The organism is Enterobacter sp. Lyrl_3 (assembly GCF_051948675.1).
Lineage (GTDB): Bacteria > Pseudomonadota > Gammaproteobacteria > Enterobacterales > Enterobacteriaceae > Enterobacter > Enterobacter cloacae.
The window spans coordinates 41199-60104 of sequence record NZ_JAYJLI010000019.1 but is presented as its reverse complement, the minus strand read 5'-3'; the positions used below and the strand labels follow the sequence as shown (position 1 = coordinate 60104).

Annotated in this window: 16 protein-coding genes; 8 read left to right on the top strand and 8 right to left on the bottom strand. The window is 54.1% G+C overall.

Annotated elements, in window-relative coordinates; translation table 11 throughout:
- The first annotated feature begins 198 nt into the window (after positions 1-198).
- Together VF709_RS22050 and mdtD are read left to right on the top strand one after the other, a co-directional pair.
- On the top strand, positions 199-906 hold the full coding sequence (locus VF709_RS22050; protein WP_013099390.1) for a FadR/GntR family transcriptional regulator: 708 nt from the start codon (positions 199-201) through the stop codon (positions 904-906).
- Positions 903-2336, top strand: a complete 1434-nt coding sequence (gene mdtD, locus VF709_RS22045; protein ID WP_023622147.1) for a multidrug transporter subunit MdtD — start codon at positions 903-905, stop codon at positions 2334-2336. The genes VF709_RS22050 and mdtD overlap by 4 nt, the downstream gene beginning before the upstream one ends.
- On the opposite strand, the gene rbsR is transcribed toward mdtD, so the two are convergent.
- The 7 genes from rbsR to kup all read right to left on the bottom strand — a co-directional run bounded on the left by rbsR (position 2302) and on the right by kup (position 10218).
- Positions 2302-3294 carry a ribose operon transcriptional repressor RbsR gene (rbsR, locus tag VF709_RS22040; protein ID WP_013099392.1) on the bottom strand — a complete coding sequence of 331 codons (993 nt, stop codon included), beginning with the start codon at positions 3292-3294 and terminating at the stop codon, positions 2302-2304. The two genes, mdtD and rbsR, sit on opposite strands and share 35 nt — an antisense overlap.
- A gap of 3 nt (positions 3295-3297) precedes the next feature.
- Entirely contained in the window at positions 3298-4227 is a 930-nt protein-coding gene (gene rbsK, locus VF709_RS22035; protein ID WP_038420966.1) for a ribokinase, read from the bottom strand.
- 107 nt (positions 4228-4334) lie between these two features.
- The gene (gene rbsB / locus VF709_RS22030; protein WP_013099394.1) at positions 4335-5225 is read right to left on the bottom strand and encodes a ribose ABC transporter substrate-binding protein RbsB; all 891 of its coding nucleotides are present in this window, start codon (positions 5223-5225) and stop codon (positions 4335-4337) included.
- A gap of 27 nt (positions 5226-5252) precedes the next feature.
- A complete protein-coding gene (rbsC, locus tag VF709_RS22025) occupies positions 5253-6218 on the bottom strand; it encodes a ribose ABC transporter permease (protein ID WP_029883505.1) in 966 nt (321 codons plus the stop codon).
- 4 nt (positions 6219-6222) lie between these two features.
- Positions 6223-7728 (bottom strand): ribose ABC transporter ATP-binding protein RbsA, encoded by a 1506-nt coding sequence (rbsA, locus tag VF709_RS22020; protein WP_020690258.1) that lies wholly within the window; start codon positions 7726-7728, stop codon positions 6223-6225.
- Positions 7729-7735: 7 nt separating this feature from the next.
- Complete coding sequence (gene rbsD / locus VF709_RS22015) at positions 7736-8155, bottom strand: D-ribose pyranase (RefSeq protein ID WP_020690257.1); 420 nt, start codon at positions 8153-8155, stop codon at positions 7736-7738.
- 194 nt (positions 8156-8349) lie between these two features.
- Positions 8350-10218: a low affinity potassium transporter Kup gene (gene kup / locus VF709_RS22010; protein ID WP_440232300.1), complete on the bottom strand. Its 1869-nt coding sequence runs from the start codon at positions 10216-10218 to the stop codon at positions 8350-8352.
- A 223-nt stretch (positions 10219-10441) separates the two neighbouring features.
- Here kup and ravA point away from each other — a divergent pair, with 223 nt between their 5' ends.
- Positions 10442-11938 carry an ATPase RavA gene (gene ravA, locus VF709_RS22005; protein WP_013099399.1) on the top strand — a complete coding sequence of 499 codons (1497 nt, stop codon included), beginning with the start codon at positions 10442-10444 and terminating at the stop codon, positions 11936-11938.
- The gene (viaA, locus tag VF709_RS22000) at positions 11932-13383 is read left to right on the top strand and encodes an ATPase RavA stimulator ViaA (protein WP_013099400.1); all 1452 of its coding nucleotides are present in this window, start codon (positions 11932-11934) and stop codon (positions 13381-13383) included. The genes ravA and viaA overlap by 7 nt, the downstream gene beginning before the upstream one ends.
- Here the strand turns inward: viaA and asnA are convergent, their stop codons facing one another.
- Positions 13384-14376 (bottom strand): aspartate--ammonia ligase, encoded by a 993-nt coding sequence (gene asnA / locus VF709_RS21995; protein WP_440232299.1) that lies wholly within the window; start codon positions 14374-14376, stop codon positions 13384-13386. It lies immediately after the preceding gene.
- A 151-nt stretch (positions 14377-14527) separates the two neighbouring features.
- On the opposite strand from asnA, the gene asnC reads away from it, so the two are divergent.
- The 4 genes from asnC (at position 14528) to rsmG (ending at position 18520) form a co-directional block, all read left to right on the top strand.
- Positions 14528-14986, top strand: a complete 459-nt coding sequence (gene asnC, locus VF709_RS21990) for a transcriptional regulator AsnC (protein WP_008500198.1) — start codon at positions 14528-14530, stop codon at positions 14984-14986.
- Positions 14987-15075: 89 nt separating this feature from the next.
- The gene (mioC, locus tag VF709_RS21985) at positions 15076-15525 is read left to right on the top strand and encodes an FMN-binding protein MioC (protein WP_013099402.1); all 450 of its coding nucleotides are present in this window, start codon (positions 15076-15078) and stop codon (positions 15523-15525) included.
- 374 nt (positions 15526-15899) lie between these two features.
- Positions 15900-17789: a tRNA uridine-5-carboxymethylaminomethyl(34) synthesis enzyme MnmG gene (mnmG, locus tag VF709_RS21980; RefSeq protein WP_008500196.1), complete on the top strand. Its 1890-nt coding sequence runs from the start codon at positions 15900-15902 to the stop codon at positions 17787-17789.
- Between the two features lie 107 nt (positions 17790-17896).
- Positions 17897-18520: a 16S rRNA (guanine(527)-N(7))-methyltransferase RsmG gene (rsmG, locus tag VF709_RS21975; RefSeq protein ID WP_149896775.1), complete on the top strand. Its 624-nt coding sequence runs from the start codon at positions 17897-17899 to the stop codon at positions 18518-18520.
- Positions 18521-18906 lie beyond the last annotated feature (386 nt).

Below are 18906 nucleotides of genomic sequence, written 5' to 3'. Positions count from 1 at the left end.
GTTCCGTGTCAGTGGAGGCGCATTATAGGGAGTTATTCTGAAGTGACAAGAGGAAATTTAAAAAAAGTTTCCGTCCGTGTTTTTTTTCACCAATAGCGATGAAATCAAGCTACAAAGTGTTCTATTTGATGTATCTGCAACCACAATCACATTCACGGTGGCATACTTATCGACAAGAATCATTAAGGAATAAAAGCAATGCCATTGAGCGCACAACAGCTGGCAGCCCAAAAAAACCTGTCTTATGTGCTGGCAGAAAAGCTGGCTCAGCTGATTTTAGCGGGTAAATATGCCCCGGGTAGCATCCTGCCGGGTGAAATGGAGCTGGGCGAGCAGTTTGGCGTGAGTCGTACCGCCGTTCGCGAAGCAGTGAAAACCTTAACAGCAAAAGGCATGGTGCTACCGCGTCCGCGCATTGGCACGCGGGTAATGCCACAAAGCAACTGGAACTTCCTCGATCAGGAACTTCTCTCCTGGTGGATGACAGAAGACAACTTCAATCAGGTCGTCGATCACTTTCTGGTGATGCGCAGCAGTCTTGAGCCGCAGGCCTGCCTGCTTGCCGCCACGCTCGGGACAGCAGAACAAAAAGCCCAGCTCAACACCTTAATGGAAGAGATGGTGTTCCTGAAAAAGCACTTCAACCGCGAGCGCTGGGTTGAGGTCGATATGGCCTGGCATGAACATATCTATATGATGAGCGCCAATCCGTTCCTTACCTCTTTTGCTTCTTTATTCCATTCGGTGTACCACACCTACTTTACCTCTATTACTCAGGACGAAGTGGTGAAGCTGGATCTGCATCAGGCCATTGTCGATGCCATTCAGGAGAGCGACGGGCAACGAGCCCTGAGCGCGTGCCAGGCGTTACTGGCCGCGCCAACCCACCAGCAGGTGAATAAATGACAAAGAAAAAAGCACGCAGCATGGCCGGGCTGCCGTGGATTGCAGCCATGGCGTTCTTTATGCAGGCACTGGATGCCACCATCCTCAACACCGCACTTCCCGCCATTGCGCAAAGCCTTAACCGATCGCCGCTGGCGATGCAGTCCGCCATCATCAGTTACACCCTGACGGTTGCAATGCTGATCCCGGTGAGCGGCTGGCTGGCCGATCGCTTCGGCACCCGTCGCGTATTTATGTTGGCCGTAACGCTCTTTACGCTCGGTTCGCTGGCCTGTGCATTATCATCCTCTCTGACCGAACTGGTTATCTTCCGCGTTCTGCAGGGAATTGGCGGCGCGATGATGATGCCCGTGGCGCGCCTGGCACTTTTGCGCGCCTATCCGCGCAGTGAATTGCTTCCCGTGCTCAACTTCGTCACCATGCCCGGCCTGGTCGGCCCGATACTTGGCCCGGTGCTGGGCGGTGTGTTTGTCACCTGGGCCAGCTGGCACTGGATCTTCCTGATTAACATTCCAATTGGCGTAGCGGGGCTGCTGTATGCCCGCAAATATATGCCGAACTTCACCACGCCAAGACGCAGTTTCGATATGGGTGGTTTTTTCCTGTTTGGTCTGAGCCTGGTATTGTTCTCCAGCGGGATGGAGCTGTTTGGTGAGAAGATAGTGGCAACATGGCTTGCGCTGGCTGTCATTCTTGGCGGTATTTTGCTGTTCCTTCTTTATATACGTCATGCACGCCGTCACCCGACACCGCTGATTTCGCTGTCTCTCTTTAATACGCGCACTTTCTCGGTAGGTATCGCGGGGAATATTGCTTCGCGCCTGGGTACGGGCTGCGTACCGTTTTTGATGCCTCTGATGCTGCAGGTCGGTTTCGGCTATCCGGCCCTGATAGCCGGCTGCATGATGGCGCCCACGGCAATGGGCTCAATTCTGGCCAAATCAACCGTCACACAGGTGCTGCGCTGGTTTGGCTATCGGAAGACGCTGGTTGGCGTAACGGTCTTTATCGGGCTGATGATTGCGCAGTTCTCGCTACAATCTGCCTCGCTTCCCGTCTGGATGCTGATCCTGCCGCTGTTTGTGCTGGGTATGGCAATGTCAACGCAGTTCACGTCGATGAACACAATTACTCTCGCGGATCTGACTGACGACAACGCCAGTAGTGGCAACAGCGTGCTGGCGGTGACTCAACAGTTATCAATCAGCCTTGGGGTGGCTGTCAGTGCCGCGGTACTGCGGTTCTATGAAGGTTTTGACAGCGCGAACACTGTCGAGCAGTTCCACTATACCTTTATCACGATGGGCGGACTTACCGTCGTTTCAGCGCTGGTCTTTATGCTGTTAAAACCGAAAGATGGTCGAAACCTGATTAAAGAACGCCACAAAACAAAAGCTAAACCGAACCCCGTTCCATCAGAACAGGAGTAAGCTGCAGACGTTGCTGCTGCAGCGTGGGCTGCGCCATTCGGTGGATTAATACATCAATGGCCAGCTCACCCAGTTCATCTTTTGGCTGATGGATCGTGGTCAGCGGCGGGGTCATGTAGCTGGCCAGTTCGATATCATCGTAGCCAATCACCGCCATATCGTCAGGAATACGCAATCCCGCCTGGTACAACGCCTTATACGCCCCAAATGCCATGGCATCGTTGCCAATAAAGACGGCCTGCGGGCGCGGTGTCTGCGCCAGCAATGTCTGCATCGCCTCGAAACCGCCCTGAAATTCAAAATCGCCGGTAATACGGTAACCCTCCGGAACCGCGAGTCCCGCCCGAGCCATCGCGGAAAGGTATCCCTCCAGACGCAGACGCGCCGGGGTTTTATCCAGCGGGCCAGTAATGCAGGCGATGCGGGTATGGCCTTTGTCGATCAGATACTGGGTTGCCATATCTCCGCCCAGCAGGGAGTTATCCTGAATCAGATCGCTGGTCCCGTCGAACGGCGCCCAGTCCATCATCACCGTGGGGATAGACGGATAACGCTGAATGATCTCTTTCGAGGGTTGATGCGTTTCGGTACACAGCAGCAGTAACCCGTCGACGCGTTTTTGCATCAGCGTCTCCAGATTACGGTTCATACGCTGCTCATCCCCTTCGGTATTGCACAGCACCAGACTGTAGCCGCGTTCGAAGCAGCTGCGTTCCACCCCGCGGACAAGTTCAGAATAAAAGGGATTCGTACTGGCGGTGATCAGCATGCCAATGGTGCGCGTCTGGTTGAGCTTCAGGCTGCGGGCCAGCGCAGACGGCGCATAGTTGAGATCTTTCACTGCGGCTTCGACTTTCTCCCGAATCGCCTCGCTGACGAAGCGATCGTTATTAATGACGTGGGAGACTGTCGACGTAGAAACGCCCGCCAGGCGGGCGACATCTTTCATTGTGGCCAAGCGTTACCCCTGCTGACTTAAGAATTCATCGATCTCTTTACGCCACGGAACGGAGGGCTGGGCACCTTTGCGCGTGACGGCGATAGCCGCAGCAGCATGCGCAAAGCGGAGAGCATCATCCATTCCCTTTCCTTCCAGCAGCGCTGTCACCAATGCTCCGTTAAACGTGTCGCCAGCCGCAATGGTGTCAATCGCCTTGACCTTAAAGCCCGGCACGCGACGGCCTTCGCCGTTTACGCTTGCCCACACGCCGCGGCTACCGAGGGTAATGATAACGGTGCCGATGCCTTTATCGTGCAGCGCTTTCGCTGCACGTGCTGCGTCAGCATCATTTTCAACACGAATGCCCGTCAGTTTTTCCGCTTCGGTTTCGTTCGGTGTAATGATGTCCACCCGCGCCAGCAGTTCGTCTGATAATACACGGGCAGGCGCAGGATTAAGTACGACAGTGGTATGATTTTGATGCGCAATGTCAGCGGCCGCCAGTACGCTTTCTACGGGCGATTCCAGCTGCATCAGTAACGCGTCGGCATTAGCGATAAGCTCACGCTGTGCTTCAACGCGTTCCGTCGTAAGACGGGCATTCGCGCCTGCATGAATACCGATGACATTCTCACCTTCCGCGTTGACGAAAATCAGCGCCACGCCGGTCGATTCCCCTGCAACAACGCTGACTGGCGCAACATCGATGTTATCGCTGGCGAGCTGTTTACGCACGCGCTCACCGGTATCGTCATCACCTGTACAGGCGATAAACGCGATATTTGCCCCACTGCGTCCTGCTGCAACCGCCTGGTTGGCACCTTTACCGCCAAATGCCACCTGATAATGGTTGCCGGTGACGGTTTCGCCCGGCGTCGGGAAGGATTCAAGGTTAAGAATGTGATCGGCATTGATACTGCCAAGGACGACGAGGTTGCCTGCGGTTTTCATGGTTGAGCTGTCCATCTGAGAGCGCCACCGGTGTTACCCGGTGGCGTATGCCACACTTTTCTTTATTGGTGTCCCTCAGGCAGCCAGCGACTGCCTGAATCGCCTTTTTACTGCTTGATGACCAGTTTCAGGTCAACTGGATATTTAGCCTGAACTTTTTCGCCCTTCAGCACTTTGTCAGCAGTCTGCACGCCAGTCGCGCCGATCTGCTCAGGCAGCTGAGCGATGGTCGCCGCCAGTTTGCCATCATTTACCGCTTTTTCACCATCTGGTGTGCCGTCAAATCCGACAACCATCACATCAGATTTACCTGCAGTCTGCAGGGCACGCAGCGCGCCGAGCGCCATTTCGTCGTTCTGTGCGAACACCGCCTGCACGTCTGGGTGCGCGGTCAGCAGGTTCTGCATGACGTTCAGACCTTTAGTACGGTCGAAGTCAGCAGGCTGGCTGGCCAGGACGTTAAATTTGTGAGCCGCAACCGCCTGCTGGAAACCTTCGCCACGTTCGCGGGCTGCGGACGTACCGGCAATACCCTGCAGTTCGATAACTTTCGCGCCTTCACCTGCTTTCTTCGCGATGTAGTCACCCGCGATTTTACCGCCCAGCACGTTATCAGACGCAATGTGGCTCACAACGTCGCCTTTCGTTGCCTGACGGTCCAGGGTGATCACTGGGATCTTCGCCTGGTTTGCCATCTTCACGGCGTTACCCACCGCGTCAGAATCGGTTGGGTTGATCAGCAGAATTTTGGTGCCGCGAACGGTTAAGTCCTGCACGTTAGCCAGCTCTTTCGCCGGGTTGTTCTGTGAATCCAGCACCACCAGGTTGTAGCCCAGTTTGTCGGCTTCTTTCTGTGCGCCATCCTTCAGGGAGACGAAGAACGGGTTATTCAGCGTGGAGATAACCAGCGCGATGGTGTCTTTCGCCATAGCGTTAGCACTTACGGTTGCGCTCAGCGCGACAGCAGAAACCAGGGTAGCCAGTTTTTTCATGTTCATATCTAAGATGTCCTGTAGTGTCGTCAGTTACTGTTTTTTGTTGTCTACCAGGACCGCCAGCAAAATCACCACTGCTTTAACGATCATCTGGTAATAGGAGGAAACACCTAACAAATTCAAACCATTATTCAGGAAACCGAGAATCAGTGCGCCGATCAATGTCCCAACAATGCGACCTTTACCGCCCGCAAGACTCGTACCGCCCAGAACCACTGCCGCAATGGCATCCAGCTCATACCCCGTACCCGCCGTTGGCTGCGCGGAAGAGAGGCGCGCCACTTCGATGATACCCGCCAGAGAGGCCAGCAAACCGCACAGTGAGTAAACGATAATTTTAACTTTGTTGACGCTGATACCGGACAGACGCGTTGCCGCTTCGTTACCACCCAGTGCATAAATATAGCGGCCCAGACGCGTGTGGTGCAGCATGTACCACGCCGCCAGGAAGACGATGGCCATGATCCAGACCGGCGTCGGGATACCCAGCGGGCGACCGATACCGAACCAGCCAAACAGATCGGCGTTGTCCGTAAAGCCGGTGTTAACCGGGCTGCCGTTGGTATACACCATGGTGACACCGCGCAGCAGCAGCATCATTACCAGCGTCGCAATAAACGCCTGAACACGACCTTTCGCCACAATAACCCCGGTGACAGCACCAATTGCCGCACCCAGCGCCAGCGCAGCGGCAACGGCCACCAGCGCGTTGACCTCAATCCCGACGATTGAAGCAGCAACCGCACCGGTGAGCGCCAGCAGGGAACCGACGGACAGATCGATACCCGATGTCAGGATCACCAGCGTCATCCCGACCGCCATAATGGCGTTCACGGAGGTCTGCTGAAGAATGTTGAACAGGTTATTAACGGTGAAGAAATTGGGACTCATGGTCGACACAATCGCGATCAGCACCAGCAGGGCAATCAGCGATTTTTGTTCCATCAGCCATGCCTTTGTGAAATAACGGCGACCAGAAACAGCCTGGGTAGTCATCTTCTTACTCCTGATTCACGCGATTAAGCTTGCCCACAGCGGCAGCCATCAGAACTTCCTGGGTGGCCTGCTCGCGAGTGAATTCACCGCCGAGATGCCCTTCATGCATGACGATAATGCGATCGCTCATGCCTAATACCTCTGGCATCTCGGAAGAGACCAGAATGATGCTCAGACCGTCGGCCTTGAACTGGTTAATCAGCTGATAGATCTCTTTTTTGGCCCCTACGTCCACGCCGCGGGTAGGTTCATCAAGGATCAACACTTTCGGGCGCGTCATCAGCCCGCGTGCAATCGCCACTTTCTGTTGATTACCGCCGGACAGCAGGCCAATCGCCTGTTCCATCGAGGGGGTTTTCACATTAAAGAGGCGGATAAAATCGCTGACTGCCTGCTGTTCATCTTTATGTTTCAGGCTGCCGCCGCTGCGGCTGAAATAGCGCAGGGCGGTAAGAGACATGTTCTCTTTCACCGACATGCCCAGCACTAAGCCGTCGCGCTTACGGTCTTCGGAGATATAAACAATACCATTCGCCAGGCCATCCTGCGGAGAGCGCGTCACCACTTCATGCCCGTCGAGAGTGACATAACCGCTGGATCGCGGCAGCGCACCGTACAGCACTTTCATCAGCTCGGTACGGCCAGCACCCATTAGCCCTGCCACGCCAAGAATTTCCCCTTTACGCAGGGTAAAGGAGACATTGTCCACGCCAGGGCCACAGAGGTTATCCACCTTCAGGCGGATCTCACCCGGTGCTTTGTCGAGGTGCGGGTACTGATCTTCGAGCTTGCGTCCCACCATCATTTCGATAAGCGTATCTTCCGTCAGCGATGCCACTTCACGCTCGGCAATAAACTGCCCGTCGCGGAAGACGGTAACGTCGTCGCAGATCTCGAAAATCTCTTTCATACGGTGAGAGATATAGACAATTCCACGTCCCTGCGATTTCAGCTCGCGGATGACGCGGAACAGGGATTCGGTTTCGGTATCGGTCAGGGCGTCCGTCGGTTCATCCATAATGATGACCTTCGACTCAAAGCTCAGCACTTTCGCGATCTCCACCATCTGCTGGTCGCCAATGGAGAGTTCGCCCACCAGACGGTCGCTTTTGAAGCGCAGGTTCAGCTTCGCCAGCAGCTTATCCGCTTCGGCATACATCGTTTTCCAGTCAATTTTGCCAAACCGGTTAACAAATTCGCGGCCAAGGAAGATGTTCTCCGCAATAGTGAGCTGCGGGATCAGGTTCAGTTCCTGGTGAATAATGCCGATCCCCGCTTCCTGCGAGGCTTTTGGACCGCTGAAGGTGGTCTCTTTACCCAGCCACAAAAGTGAACCGGCATCGCGTTGATAGATACCGGTCAGCACTTTCATCATGGTGGATTTGCCGGCGCCATTCTCGCCCACCAGCGCCATTACGCGTCCGGCATAAACGTTCAGCGCCGCGCCAGAAAGGGCTTTTACGCCCGGGAACGATTTATCGATCCCTTTAAGTTGTAGTAATGCGTCCATGATGGCCTCAGAAGGTGACGCCAGCACAGAGAATGATATTCGCATACGGGGAACACTCCCCGCTGCGAATCACCGCCTGACTGTCTGCGGTTTGTTGTTTGAACTGTTCGTGCGTTGTGTAACGAATTTCTATGGTGTTTCCCTGGTGTTGTTGCAGTTGCTCAATGTGATTGAGCAACGTTTCGTGGAGTTGCGGATTATGTTGTTTAATTTCCGTCGCGAGAATGGCCGCCTCAACCTGCATCTCCGCGGTCACTACATCCAGTACCTGCATAAACGAGGGCACGCCCTGCGTTAACGCCATATCAATACGGGTTGTGTTGCGCGGAACCGGTAAGCCAGCATCGCAAACCACCAGCGTATCGGTATGCCCAAGACGGGAAATAACCGATGAGATTTCTGAGTTGAGAACCGTGCCTTTCTTCATTTTCTTGCTCCACTAGCGAAACGTTTCGCTGAAATCAGTTTAGTCTTAAGAGTGTTCAGAAAACCACCATGACGTAACAGAATTGTGATCGGTGTCGAAACGTTTCGCTAAGTGAAATGAGAAGTAAATTTTGGCGGGAATATTGAGTATGAATAGGCCGGGTAAGCGAAGCGCCACCCGGCATTTTAAGAAGCTTAAATCTCGACCTGGGTTCCCAGCTCGATCACACGGTTAGGCGGGATCTCAAACTGGTCCGGCGCACGCAGGGCGTTTCGCTGCAGAATAAGATACAGCTTGCCGCGCAGGCGCAGATACCACGGACGTTTACCGATAATCAGCGACTCATGCGACATAAAGAACGATGTTTCCATCATGCGGCAGCTTAAACCTTCCAGACCGCAGCGGTGGAAGACCTCTTCCACGTTCGGCGTCTCACGCCAGCCGTAGCTCGCCACCACGCGCCAGAAGGTTGGCGACAGTTGCTCAATTTGAACACGGCGCACATTGTGAACATACGGTGCATCTTCGGTGCGCAGGGTCAGCAGGATAACCCGCTCATGCAGTACCTTGTTGTGCTTGAGGTTATGCATCAATGCGAACGGAATAACGTTCAACGCACGAGACATATACACCGCCGTGCCCGGTACGCGAACCGGTGGGGATTTCTCCAGCGAGGCAATCATCGCCTCCAGGGAGTTTCCGTGTTCATGCATACGACGCAGCAGACGGAAACGCTCGCTTTTCCACGTGGTCATCACAATGAACATCAACAGACCAAGCGTCAGCGGCAGCCAGCCGCCGGAGACAATCTTATCGAGGTTTGCCGAGAACAGCGGTACGTCGATGCACAGGAAGCCCACCAGAATCATCGCCACGAGGAACTTGTTCCAGTGCCAGTTTCGGTACGCCACCGTGGTGGAAAGAAGCGATGTCAGCACCATGGTGCCTGTTACCGCAATACCGTACGCCGCGGCCAGGTTGCTGGAGTGCTCAAAGCTGACGATCACGATCACCACAGCAAAATAGAGCAGCCAGTTAACAAACGGGATGTAGATCTGGCCCGATTCCATCTCTGAGGTATGGATGATACGCATGGGAGAGAGATACCCCAGACGCACGGCCTGGCGCGTCAGAGAGAACACGCCGGAAATGACCGCCTGAGAAGCGATAACGGTGGCCAGCGTGGCCAGAATAAGCATCGGCACCAGCGCCCAATCCGGGGCCAGCAGGAAGAAGGGGTTTTTAATCGCTTCCGGTTTTTTCAGCAGCAGCGCCCCCTGCCCGAAGTAGTTCAATACAAGCGATGGCAGGACAACTAAAAACCACGCCACGCGAATCGGCAGTTTGCCGAAGTGCCCCATATCTGCATACAGCGCTTCAACACCGGTAATAGAGAGCACAACGGCGCCGAGCGCCACGAAGGAAACGACTTTGTATTCAAGGAAGAAATGGATAGCCCAGTATGGGTTCAGCGCCTGCAGAACCTCCGGGTTGCCAATAACTCCGCGCAAACCGAGCGCCGCCAGAATCAGGAACCAGGCCAGCATAATCGGTGCGAACAGTTTCCCCACCAGCCCGGTACCGTGCTTCTGGATAATAAACAGCAACGTCAGAACGATTATCGCCAGCGGAACCACCCACGTATCAAGCTGCGGTGCGATAATCTCAAGCCCCTCAATCGCCGAAAGCACCGAGATAGCAGGCGTGATGACCACTTCCCCATAGAAGAAGCTGCCACCAATCAGGCCAATAATAACCAGTACCGACGTCATTCTGGCCGAGGTGTTGCGCCCCGCAAGGGACATCAGGGTCAGGATCCCCCCCTCACCTGCGTTATCTGCACGCATCACAAAGGAGAGGTATTTAACAGAAACCACCAGGATCAGCAGCCAGAAGATGAGGGACAGGAAGCCAAATACGGCATCGCGTTCAACACCAAAGCCAAACTGGCCGGACAGACATTCACGAAGCGTATAAAGCGGGCTGGTGCCGATATCACCGTAGACAACCCCGATCGCCGCAAGCGTAATTGCGGGTAATGATTGCTTATTATCAGTGCTCATAGACTAGTCTTTTCGTTTAAATAACAAATGTGTTCCTGTTCCCTTGGTCCACAAAAAGCGCACAGTATGCACGATTCGTTGCAAAATCGAACCCCTAAATGCAACCGCATTAATGTAGCGCAAAGAAAATTGCGCCGCACTTCAGCCTATTACCAGCCCTGACTGAAACGTCTATACTCGCTTCAATTAGCCGCCACGACGGCGAAAGGATGCAAAAACTATTATGGCTCACTCACATTTATTAGCAGAAAGAATTTCCCGTCTCAGCAGCGCACTGGAGAAAGGTCTTTTCGAACGCAGTCACGCCATCCGCCTCTGTTTACTGGCGGCGTTGAGCGGTGAAAGCGTATTTCTGCTTGGCCCGCCGGGCATTGCTAAAAGCCTGATTGCCCGTAGGCTGAAATTTGCCTTTCAGAATGCACGCGCCTTCGAATACCTGATGACCCGCTTTTCCACCCCTGAAGAGGTTTTCGGCCCGCTGTCCATCCAGGCGCTGAAAGATGAGGGGCGTTATCAACGCCTTACCGAGGGGTATCTGCCGGAAGCAGAGATTGTATTTCTCGATGAGATCTGGAAAGCGGGACCGGCCATTCTGAATACCCTGCTCACGGCGATTAACGAACGTCGGTTCCGTAACGGCGCCAGCGAAGAAAAAATCCCGATGCGCCTGCTGGTGGCCGCCTCGAACGAACTTCCCGAAGCCGACAGCAGCCTTGAAGCGCTGTATGACCGCATGCTGATCCGCCTGTGGCTGGACAAAGTGCAGGATAAATCGAACTTCCGCTCCATGCTGACCAGCCAGCAGGATGAAAATGAAAACCCGGTAGCCGCTTCACTGCAGGTCACGGACGAGGAGTATCAGCAGTGGCAGGTGGATATCGGCAAAATCACACTGCCGGACGCGGTCTTTGAGCTGATCTACCAGCTCCGTCAGCAGCTTGATCTCCTTCCTTCTGCACCTTATGTTTCCGACCGTCGCTGGAAAAAAGCAATCCGTCTGCTGCAGGCCAGCGCCCTGTTCAGCGGGCGCGACGCGGTTGCCCCTATCGATCTGATCCTGCTGAAAGACTGTCTCTGGCACGATGCCGAAGGGATGAATCTGATGCAGCAGCAGCTTGAAATATTGATGACCGGACACGCCTGGGGCCAGCAATCAATGCTCAACCAGCTTGGGGCGATAGCCCAACGGCGCATTCAGCTACAGCAGCAGCAAAGTGATAAAACAGCACTGAAGGTGAACCGTCTTGGCGGCATGTTCGCCCGTAAACCGCACTACGAACTGCCCGCTGAGCTGACCAGCCCAACGCTGACGCTGCTTCTCCAGCAGCCGCTTAAACTCCATGACATGCAGGTGGTGCACATTACGCTTGAGCGTGACGCGCTGGCCCAGTGGCTTGATAAGGGCGGAGAGATCCGCGGTAAGCTTAACGGTATAGGCTTTGCACAGCCGCTGAATATGGAAGTGGACAGCAGTCAGCACCTGGTGATCCGCGACGTAAGCCTACAGGGGTCACGCCTTGCCCTCCCGGGAAGCGCCTCTGACAGCGTGCCGGAAGAGATCACGCAGCAGCTGGAGGCGCTGGATACCGAATGGCATCAGCAGCATACGCGCTTCAGCGAACAGCAAAAGTGCCTCTTTATTCACAGCGACTGGTTAGGTCGCATTGAAGCCAGCCTGCAGGATGTGAGCGCGCAGATCAAACAGGCTCGTCAATGCTAACGCTGGATACGCTTAACGTCATGCTGGCCGTCAGCGAAGATGGGTTGATCGAAGAGGTGATTATTACTCTTCTGGCGTCTCCTCAGCTGGCGGCTTTTTTTGAAAAATTCCCGAAGCTAAAAAAAGCGATGACGGACGATCTCCCGCGCTGGCGGGACAACCTGCGACAGCGGTTTAAAGAGACCGAAGTGCCACAGGAGTTAACCGAAGAGGTGGCCTGCTATCAGCAGTGCCAGCGCCTTTCCACGTCGCAGTTTATTGTTCAGATCCCGCAAACCCTGACGTTACTCGATAAAGTACACTCCCCTTTTGCCAGCCAGGCCCGGGCGCTGGTCACCGATAACGCCACCTTCACCCCCGCCTTACACACACTCTTTTTACAGCGCTGGCGCCTCAGCCTTGTGGTTCAGGCCACGACGCTGAACCAGCAACTGCTGGATGAAGAGCGTGAACAATTGCTCAGCGAAGTTCAGGAACGCATGACCTTAAGCGGTCAGCTGGAGCAGGTACTGGTAGAGAATGAAAACGCTGCCGGACGTCTCTGGGATATGAGTGCAGGCCAAATCAGGCGTGGGGATTATCAGCTGATTGTCCGGTATGGTGATTTCCTGGCGCAGCAGCCCGAGCTGATGAAGCTTGCGGAACAGCTGGGTCGCTCAAGGGAGGCTAAATCGGTCCCAAAGAAGGATGCCCCGATGGAAACCTTCCGCACCCTGGTGCGGGAACCGGCCACCGTGCCGGAACAGGTGGATGGGCTCCAGCAAAGCGATGACATTTTACGCCTGCTGCCTACGGAGCTGAGCACGCTCGGGATGACCGAGCTGGAATATGAGTTTTATCGTCGGCTGGTGGAAAAACAGCTTCTGACCTATCGCCTGCATGGCGAAGCCTGGCGCGAAAAAATCAGCCAACGTCCGGTGGTCCATCAGGATTTTGATGAGCAACCGCGCGGCCCATTTATCGTTTGTGTGGATACATCCGGATCGATGGGCGGTTTCAACGAACAGTGTGCCAAAGCGTTCTGCCTGGCGCTGATGCGCGTGGCGCTCGCCGACCGACGTCGCTGCTTTATCATGCTCTTTTCCAGTGAAGTGGTCAGCTATGAGCTGACCCATCAGCAGGGTATTGAGCAGGCGATCCGCTTTTTAAGCCAGCGTTTTCGCGGCGGTACCGATCTGGCCAGCTGTTTTCGCAGCATTGTGGAACGTATGCAGGGCGGCGACTGGTACGACGCTGACGCGGTGGTGATTTCCGATTTTATTGCCCAGCGGCTGCCGGATGACGTGGTGAACAAAGTGAAGGAGTTACAGCGGGTGCATCAGCACCGTTTCCACGCAGTGGCGATGTCCGCCCATGGAAAACCCGGCATCATGCGCATCTTCGATCATATCTGGCGCTTTGATACCGGGTTGCGTAGCCGCCTGCTCAGACGCTGGCAGCGTTAATTACAGAAGCGAGCTGACGCTTTCGCGTACCTGCTGCGGCCAGACACCACACTGCACCTGACCAATATGCGACAGTTGCAGCAGCAGCATGGTCAGACGGGACTGGCCGATGCCGCCGCCAATGGTCTGCGGCATCTCACCGCGCAGCAGCGCCTGGTGCCATTCCAGCGTGAGACGATCTTCATCACCGGTCACCGCCAGCTGGCGTTTCAGCGCATCAGCATCCACGCGGATCCCCATTGAGGAGAGTTCAAACGCATCTTCCAGCACGGGGTTCCAGACCAGAATATCGCCGTTCAGACCAGCAAATTCGCCCTCGCTCATGGTGCTCCAGTCATCATAATCCGGTGCACGAACATCATGACGTTTACCATCCGACAGCTTACCGCCGATCCCCATCAGGAAGACGGCACCCAGTTCTTTAGCGATCGCACGTTCACGACCTTTAGTATCCAGATCCGGGAAACGACTCAGCAACTCCTGGCTGTGAACAAAGTGGATCGATTCCGGCAGGAACGGTGCCAGACCAAACTCTTTGCTTACGGCCGCTTCGGTCGCTTTGATCCCGGCGTAGATCGCCTCAACGGTGGATTTCAGCGTGCCGACATGACGCTCGCCATCACCCATTACGCGCTCCCAGTCCCACTGGTCAACGTAAACAGAGTGAATGGCAGACAGGCGGTCTTCATCGGGGCGGAGGGCTTTCATGTGCGTGTAGAGTCCTTCGCCCGCGCTGAAGTCGTGCTGTCCCAGGGTTTGACGCTTCCACTTCGCGAGGGAATGAACCACTTCGAACTGGGCGTCTGGCAGTGTTTTCACTTTCACCTGCACCGCTTTTTCGCATCCGGACAAGTTATCCTGCGTCCCATCACCCACGCGGCTGAGAATCGGTGCCTGAACTTCAATCAGACCCAGCTTCTCTTCCAGCTGGCGGGAAAAATGGGATTTAACGAAACTGATCTGGCGTTGTTTTGCGATATAAGCGGTTTTCATTATTTATACTCCTGCGTCCTGTTGGTATTGATTAAGCAACAGAAAAGGCATTCAATTCAATAATCAAACAACAAAAAGCCACCTTCACTTTTGATTCGTTAAAATTTAACGCTAGAATAGAGTGATTCATTAATCTTCATAAGAAAAAGCTATGGAAAATTATCAGATCGATAATCTGGACCGCGGCATCCTGGAGGCGTTAATGGCCAATGCCCGTACCGCCTATGCCGAACTGGCGAAGCAGTTTGGCGTCAGCCCGGGGACGATTCATGTTCGTGTAGAGAAGATGAAACAGGCGGGGATCATTACCGGGGCACGTATTGATGTCAGCCCAAAACAGCTGGGTTATGACGTCTGCTGCTTTATTGGCATTATTCTTAAAAGCGCAAAAGATTATCCTTCCGCGCTGGCGAAGCTGAACGCGCTCGATGAAGTCACAGAGGCGTACTACACCACCGGCCACTACAGCATCTTTATCAAGGTGATGTGCCGTTCCATCGACGCCCTGCAGCAGGTACTTATCAACAAGATCCAAACAATCGATGAAATTCAGTCCACCGAGACGTTGATCTCCCTGCAAAACCCGATCATGCGTACCATTCGCCCCTGATCGGGCAAATCCATACCCACATTTTCCACAGGTAGATCCCAGCCCGTTCACAGCGTACAATGGCCCCTCTTTATCTGAGCGAGCGATCAATGGCGGACATTACCCTTATCAGTGGCAGCACCCTTGGCGGCGCGGAATATGTAGCGGAACATCTGGCTGAGAAGCTGGAGGATGCGGGATTTTCCACACAAACGCTGCACGGGCCTTTGCTTGAAGATCTCCCGACTGATGGGGTCTGGCTGGTGATCACCTCCACGCATGGCGCAGGCGATCTTCCGGATAACCTGCAACCTTTATATGACGAACTGCAGGAACAGCAGCCAGACCTGTCAAACGTGCGTTTTGGCGCAGTGGGTATTGGCAGCCGTGAATATGACACCTTCTGCGGTGCTATAGAGAAAGTCGAAGCCGCTGTCACCGCCTGCGGAGCTAAACAGGTGGGTGAAACGCTGAAGATCAACATCCTCGATCATGATATTCCGGAGGATCCGGCTGAGATCTGGCTGGGTGAATGGAAAAATTTACTCAAAAACGATTAAAGATCGCGCGAACAGATGTGGATAACTCTGGTTAAAAGCTCGTATTAAGCAGTAGTTATCCAAAGAACAACGTTGAAGTCGTTTTTGCCCTGTGTATAAAGTCGCGATCTGATCCCAGCTTATACGGGCCAGGATCACCGATCATTCACAGCAAACGATCCTTTCTAACCCCATGATCTTCTTTATGAGATCGGACTTATCCACAAAGGTCCGCGATCCTAATAAGAGATCACAATAGAACAGATCTCTAAATAAAAAGATCTTCTTTTTAATAGCCCAGGATCCCAATGCTTTCTCGAAAGACTAAAGTTGAGTAGAATCCACGGCCCGGGCTTCAATCCATTTTCATACCGCTTTACGCGAGGCAGACCACCATGTTTTATCAGGATCCTTTTGACGTCATCATCATTGGCGGGGGTCACGCAGGCACTGAGGCCGCAATGGCCGCAGCGCGAATGGGTCAGCAGACCCTGCTTTTGACACACAATATCGACACGCTGGGACAAATGTCCTGTAATCCGGCGATTGGCGGCATTGGGAAAGGACACCTGGTAAAAGAAGTGGATGCACTTGGCGGCCTGATGGCGAAAGCGATCGATCACGCAGGTATTCAGTTTAGGATACTAAACGCCAGTAAAGGCCCCGCTGTGCGTGCGACCCGCGCTCAGGCAGACCGCGTGCTTTATCGTCAGGCGGTGCGTACCGCCCTGGAGAACCAGCCGAACCTGATGATCTTCCAGCAGGCAGTGGAAGATCTTATCGTGGAGAACGATCGTGTCGTTGGCGCGGTTACCCAGATGGGGCTCAAATTCCGCGCCAAAGCGGTTGTTCTGACCGTCGGGACATTCCTGGACGGTAAGATCCATATCGGTCTGGATAATTACAGCGGCGGACGTGCTGGCGATCCGCCATCTATCCCACTGTCACGCCGTCTGCGTGAACTGCCGCTGCGTGTCAGCCGTCTGAAAACCGGTACTCCACCGCGTATTGATGCGCGCACCATTGATTTCAGCGTGCTGGCACAACAGCACGGCGATAACCCAATGCCGGTCTTCTCGTTCATGGGCAATGCAGCGCAGCATCCGCAGCAGGTACCGTGCTATATCACGCATACCAACGAAAAAACCCATGACGTGATCCGCAATAACCTCGATCGCAGCCCGATGTACGCCGGCGTGATCGAAGGGATCGGCCCACGCTATTGCCCGTCGATCGAAGACAAAGTCATGCGCTTTGCCGATCGTAACCAACACCAGATCTTCCTTGAGCCTGAAGGGCTGACCTCGAACGAAATCTATCCGAACGGCATCTCCACCAGCCTGCCGTTCGATGTGCAGATGCAAATTGTTCGCTCAATGCAGGGGATGGAGAATGCGAAAATCGTTCGCCCTGGCTACGCTATTGAGTACGATTTCTTCGATCCGCGTGACCTGAAGCCAACTCTGGAGAGCAAATTCATCCACGGTCTGTTCTTCGCAGGTCAGATTAACGGCACCACCGGTTACGAAGAAGCTGCTGCACAGGGCCTGCTGGCCGGTCTGAACGCCGCCCGTTTCTCTGCCGAGAAAGAGGGCTGGGCTCCGGCGCGTTCTCAGGCTTATCTGGGCGTGCTGGTCGACGATCTCTGCACGCTGGGCACCAAAGAACCGTACCGTATGTTTACCTCTCGCGCAGAATATCGCCTGATGCTGCGCGAAGATAACGCCGACCTGCGTCTGACCGAAATGGGTCGTGAGCTGGGTCTGGTGGATGACGAACGCTGGGCGCGCTTCAACGAGAAACTGGAGCGCATTGAGCAGGAACGTCAGCGCCTGAAAACGACCTGGGTTAATCCGCAGGCTGAAACCGCTGCGGAAGTGAACGCTCACTTAACTGCGCCGCTCTCGCGCGAAGCCAGCGGTGAAGATCTGCTGCGTCGCCCGGAAGTGACCTATGAGAATCTGGTGAAACTCACCGCCTTTGCCCCGGGTCTTGAAGACGCTGAAGCGGCAGAGCAGGTTGAGATCCAGGTGAAATACGAAGGTTACATCGCGCGTCAGCAGGATGAGATCGAAAAGCAGCAGCGTAACGAAAACACGCTGCTGCCGGAAATGCTGGACTATCGTCAGGTGACGGGGCTGTCCAACGAGGTGATCGCCAAGCTGAACGATCACAAACCGGTGTCGATCGGCCAGGCCTCCCGCATCTCGGGCGTTACCCCAGCAGCGATTTCGATTCTGCTGGTGTGGCTGAAAAAGCAGGGCATGCTGCGCCGCAGCGCGTAATATGTGTAATTCGCCCGGTGGCGCTGCGCTTACCGGGCCTACAGAACTCCGTAGGGCGGGTTAGCGAAGCGCCACCCGCCACTTAAGTCTCTCAACAGGTATTCACCGTGCTCAATAAACTCTCTCGTCTGCTGGATCAGGCAGGTATTTCGCTCACCGATCACCAGAAAAATCAGCTGGTGGCCTATGTCGATATGCTGAACAAATGGAATAAAGCGTACAACCTCACCTCCGTACGCGACCCCAACGAGATGCTGATTCGCCATATTCTCGATAGCATTGTGGTTGCGCCGTACCTGAACGGTGAGCGCTTTATCGATGTGGGCACGGGTCCTGGCCTGCCGGGTATTCCCCTGTCAATTGTCCGCCCGGAAAGCCATTTCACGCTGCTGGATAGCCTTGGCAAGCGCGTGCGTTTTTTGCGCCAGGTACAGCATGAGCTGAAGCTTGAGAACATCACGCCTGTGCAAAGCAGGGTAGAGGAGTTTCCGGCAGAGCCACCGTTCGACGGGGTTATCAGCCGTGCGTTTGCTTCGCTTAATGACATGGTGAGCTGGTGTAAGCACTTACCGGCAGGGAATGGCCGTTTTTATGCGCTGAAAGGGCAGTTGCCCGGCGATGAAATTGAACAGCTTCCGGACGGTTTTGCTGTCGAGTCCATTGAGAAATTACAGATTCCTCAGCTCGAAGGCGAACGTCATCTGGTGATAATTAAGCCAAACAATTTTTAAAAAATTAATAAAAAATGTGGAATTTGTGCTGTTCTGTCAGTGTTAAAAAACAGCACAACACAACGGATTTTGCCGGAGAGAATTTAACCGTGTTTTTACTAAGGGTTTTCTAATGGTTAACTTCCTCACCATTGTTCACCCTGAAGATAATCAACCACGAAAATATCAGCCTGCTAAAAGTGGAAAGCAGCAACCAGAATGCAATGTTAAATATTTATTAAGAATGTCAATAAAAGGTTTTTATTGTATACGGGGCTGTTTTGAAAATAGTTGCGACATTTTATCTTTAATTTCAGAAAGATGAAATTAAGCGATTTACGAGTTTGATAAATACAACCTTATCGCAAATGTGTATTTTGTGATCTCGTGCACGCTTTGTAGTCAAC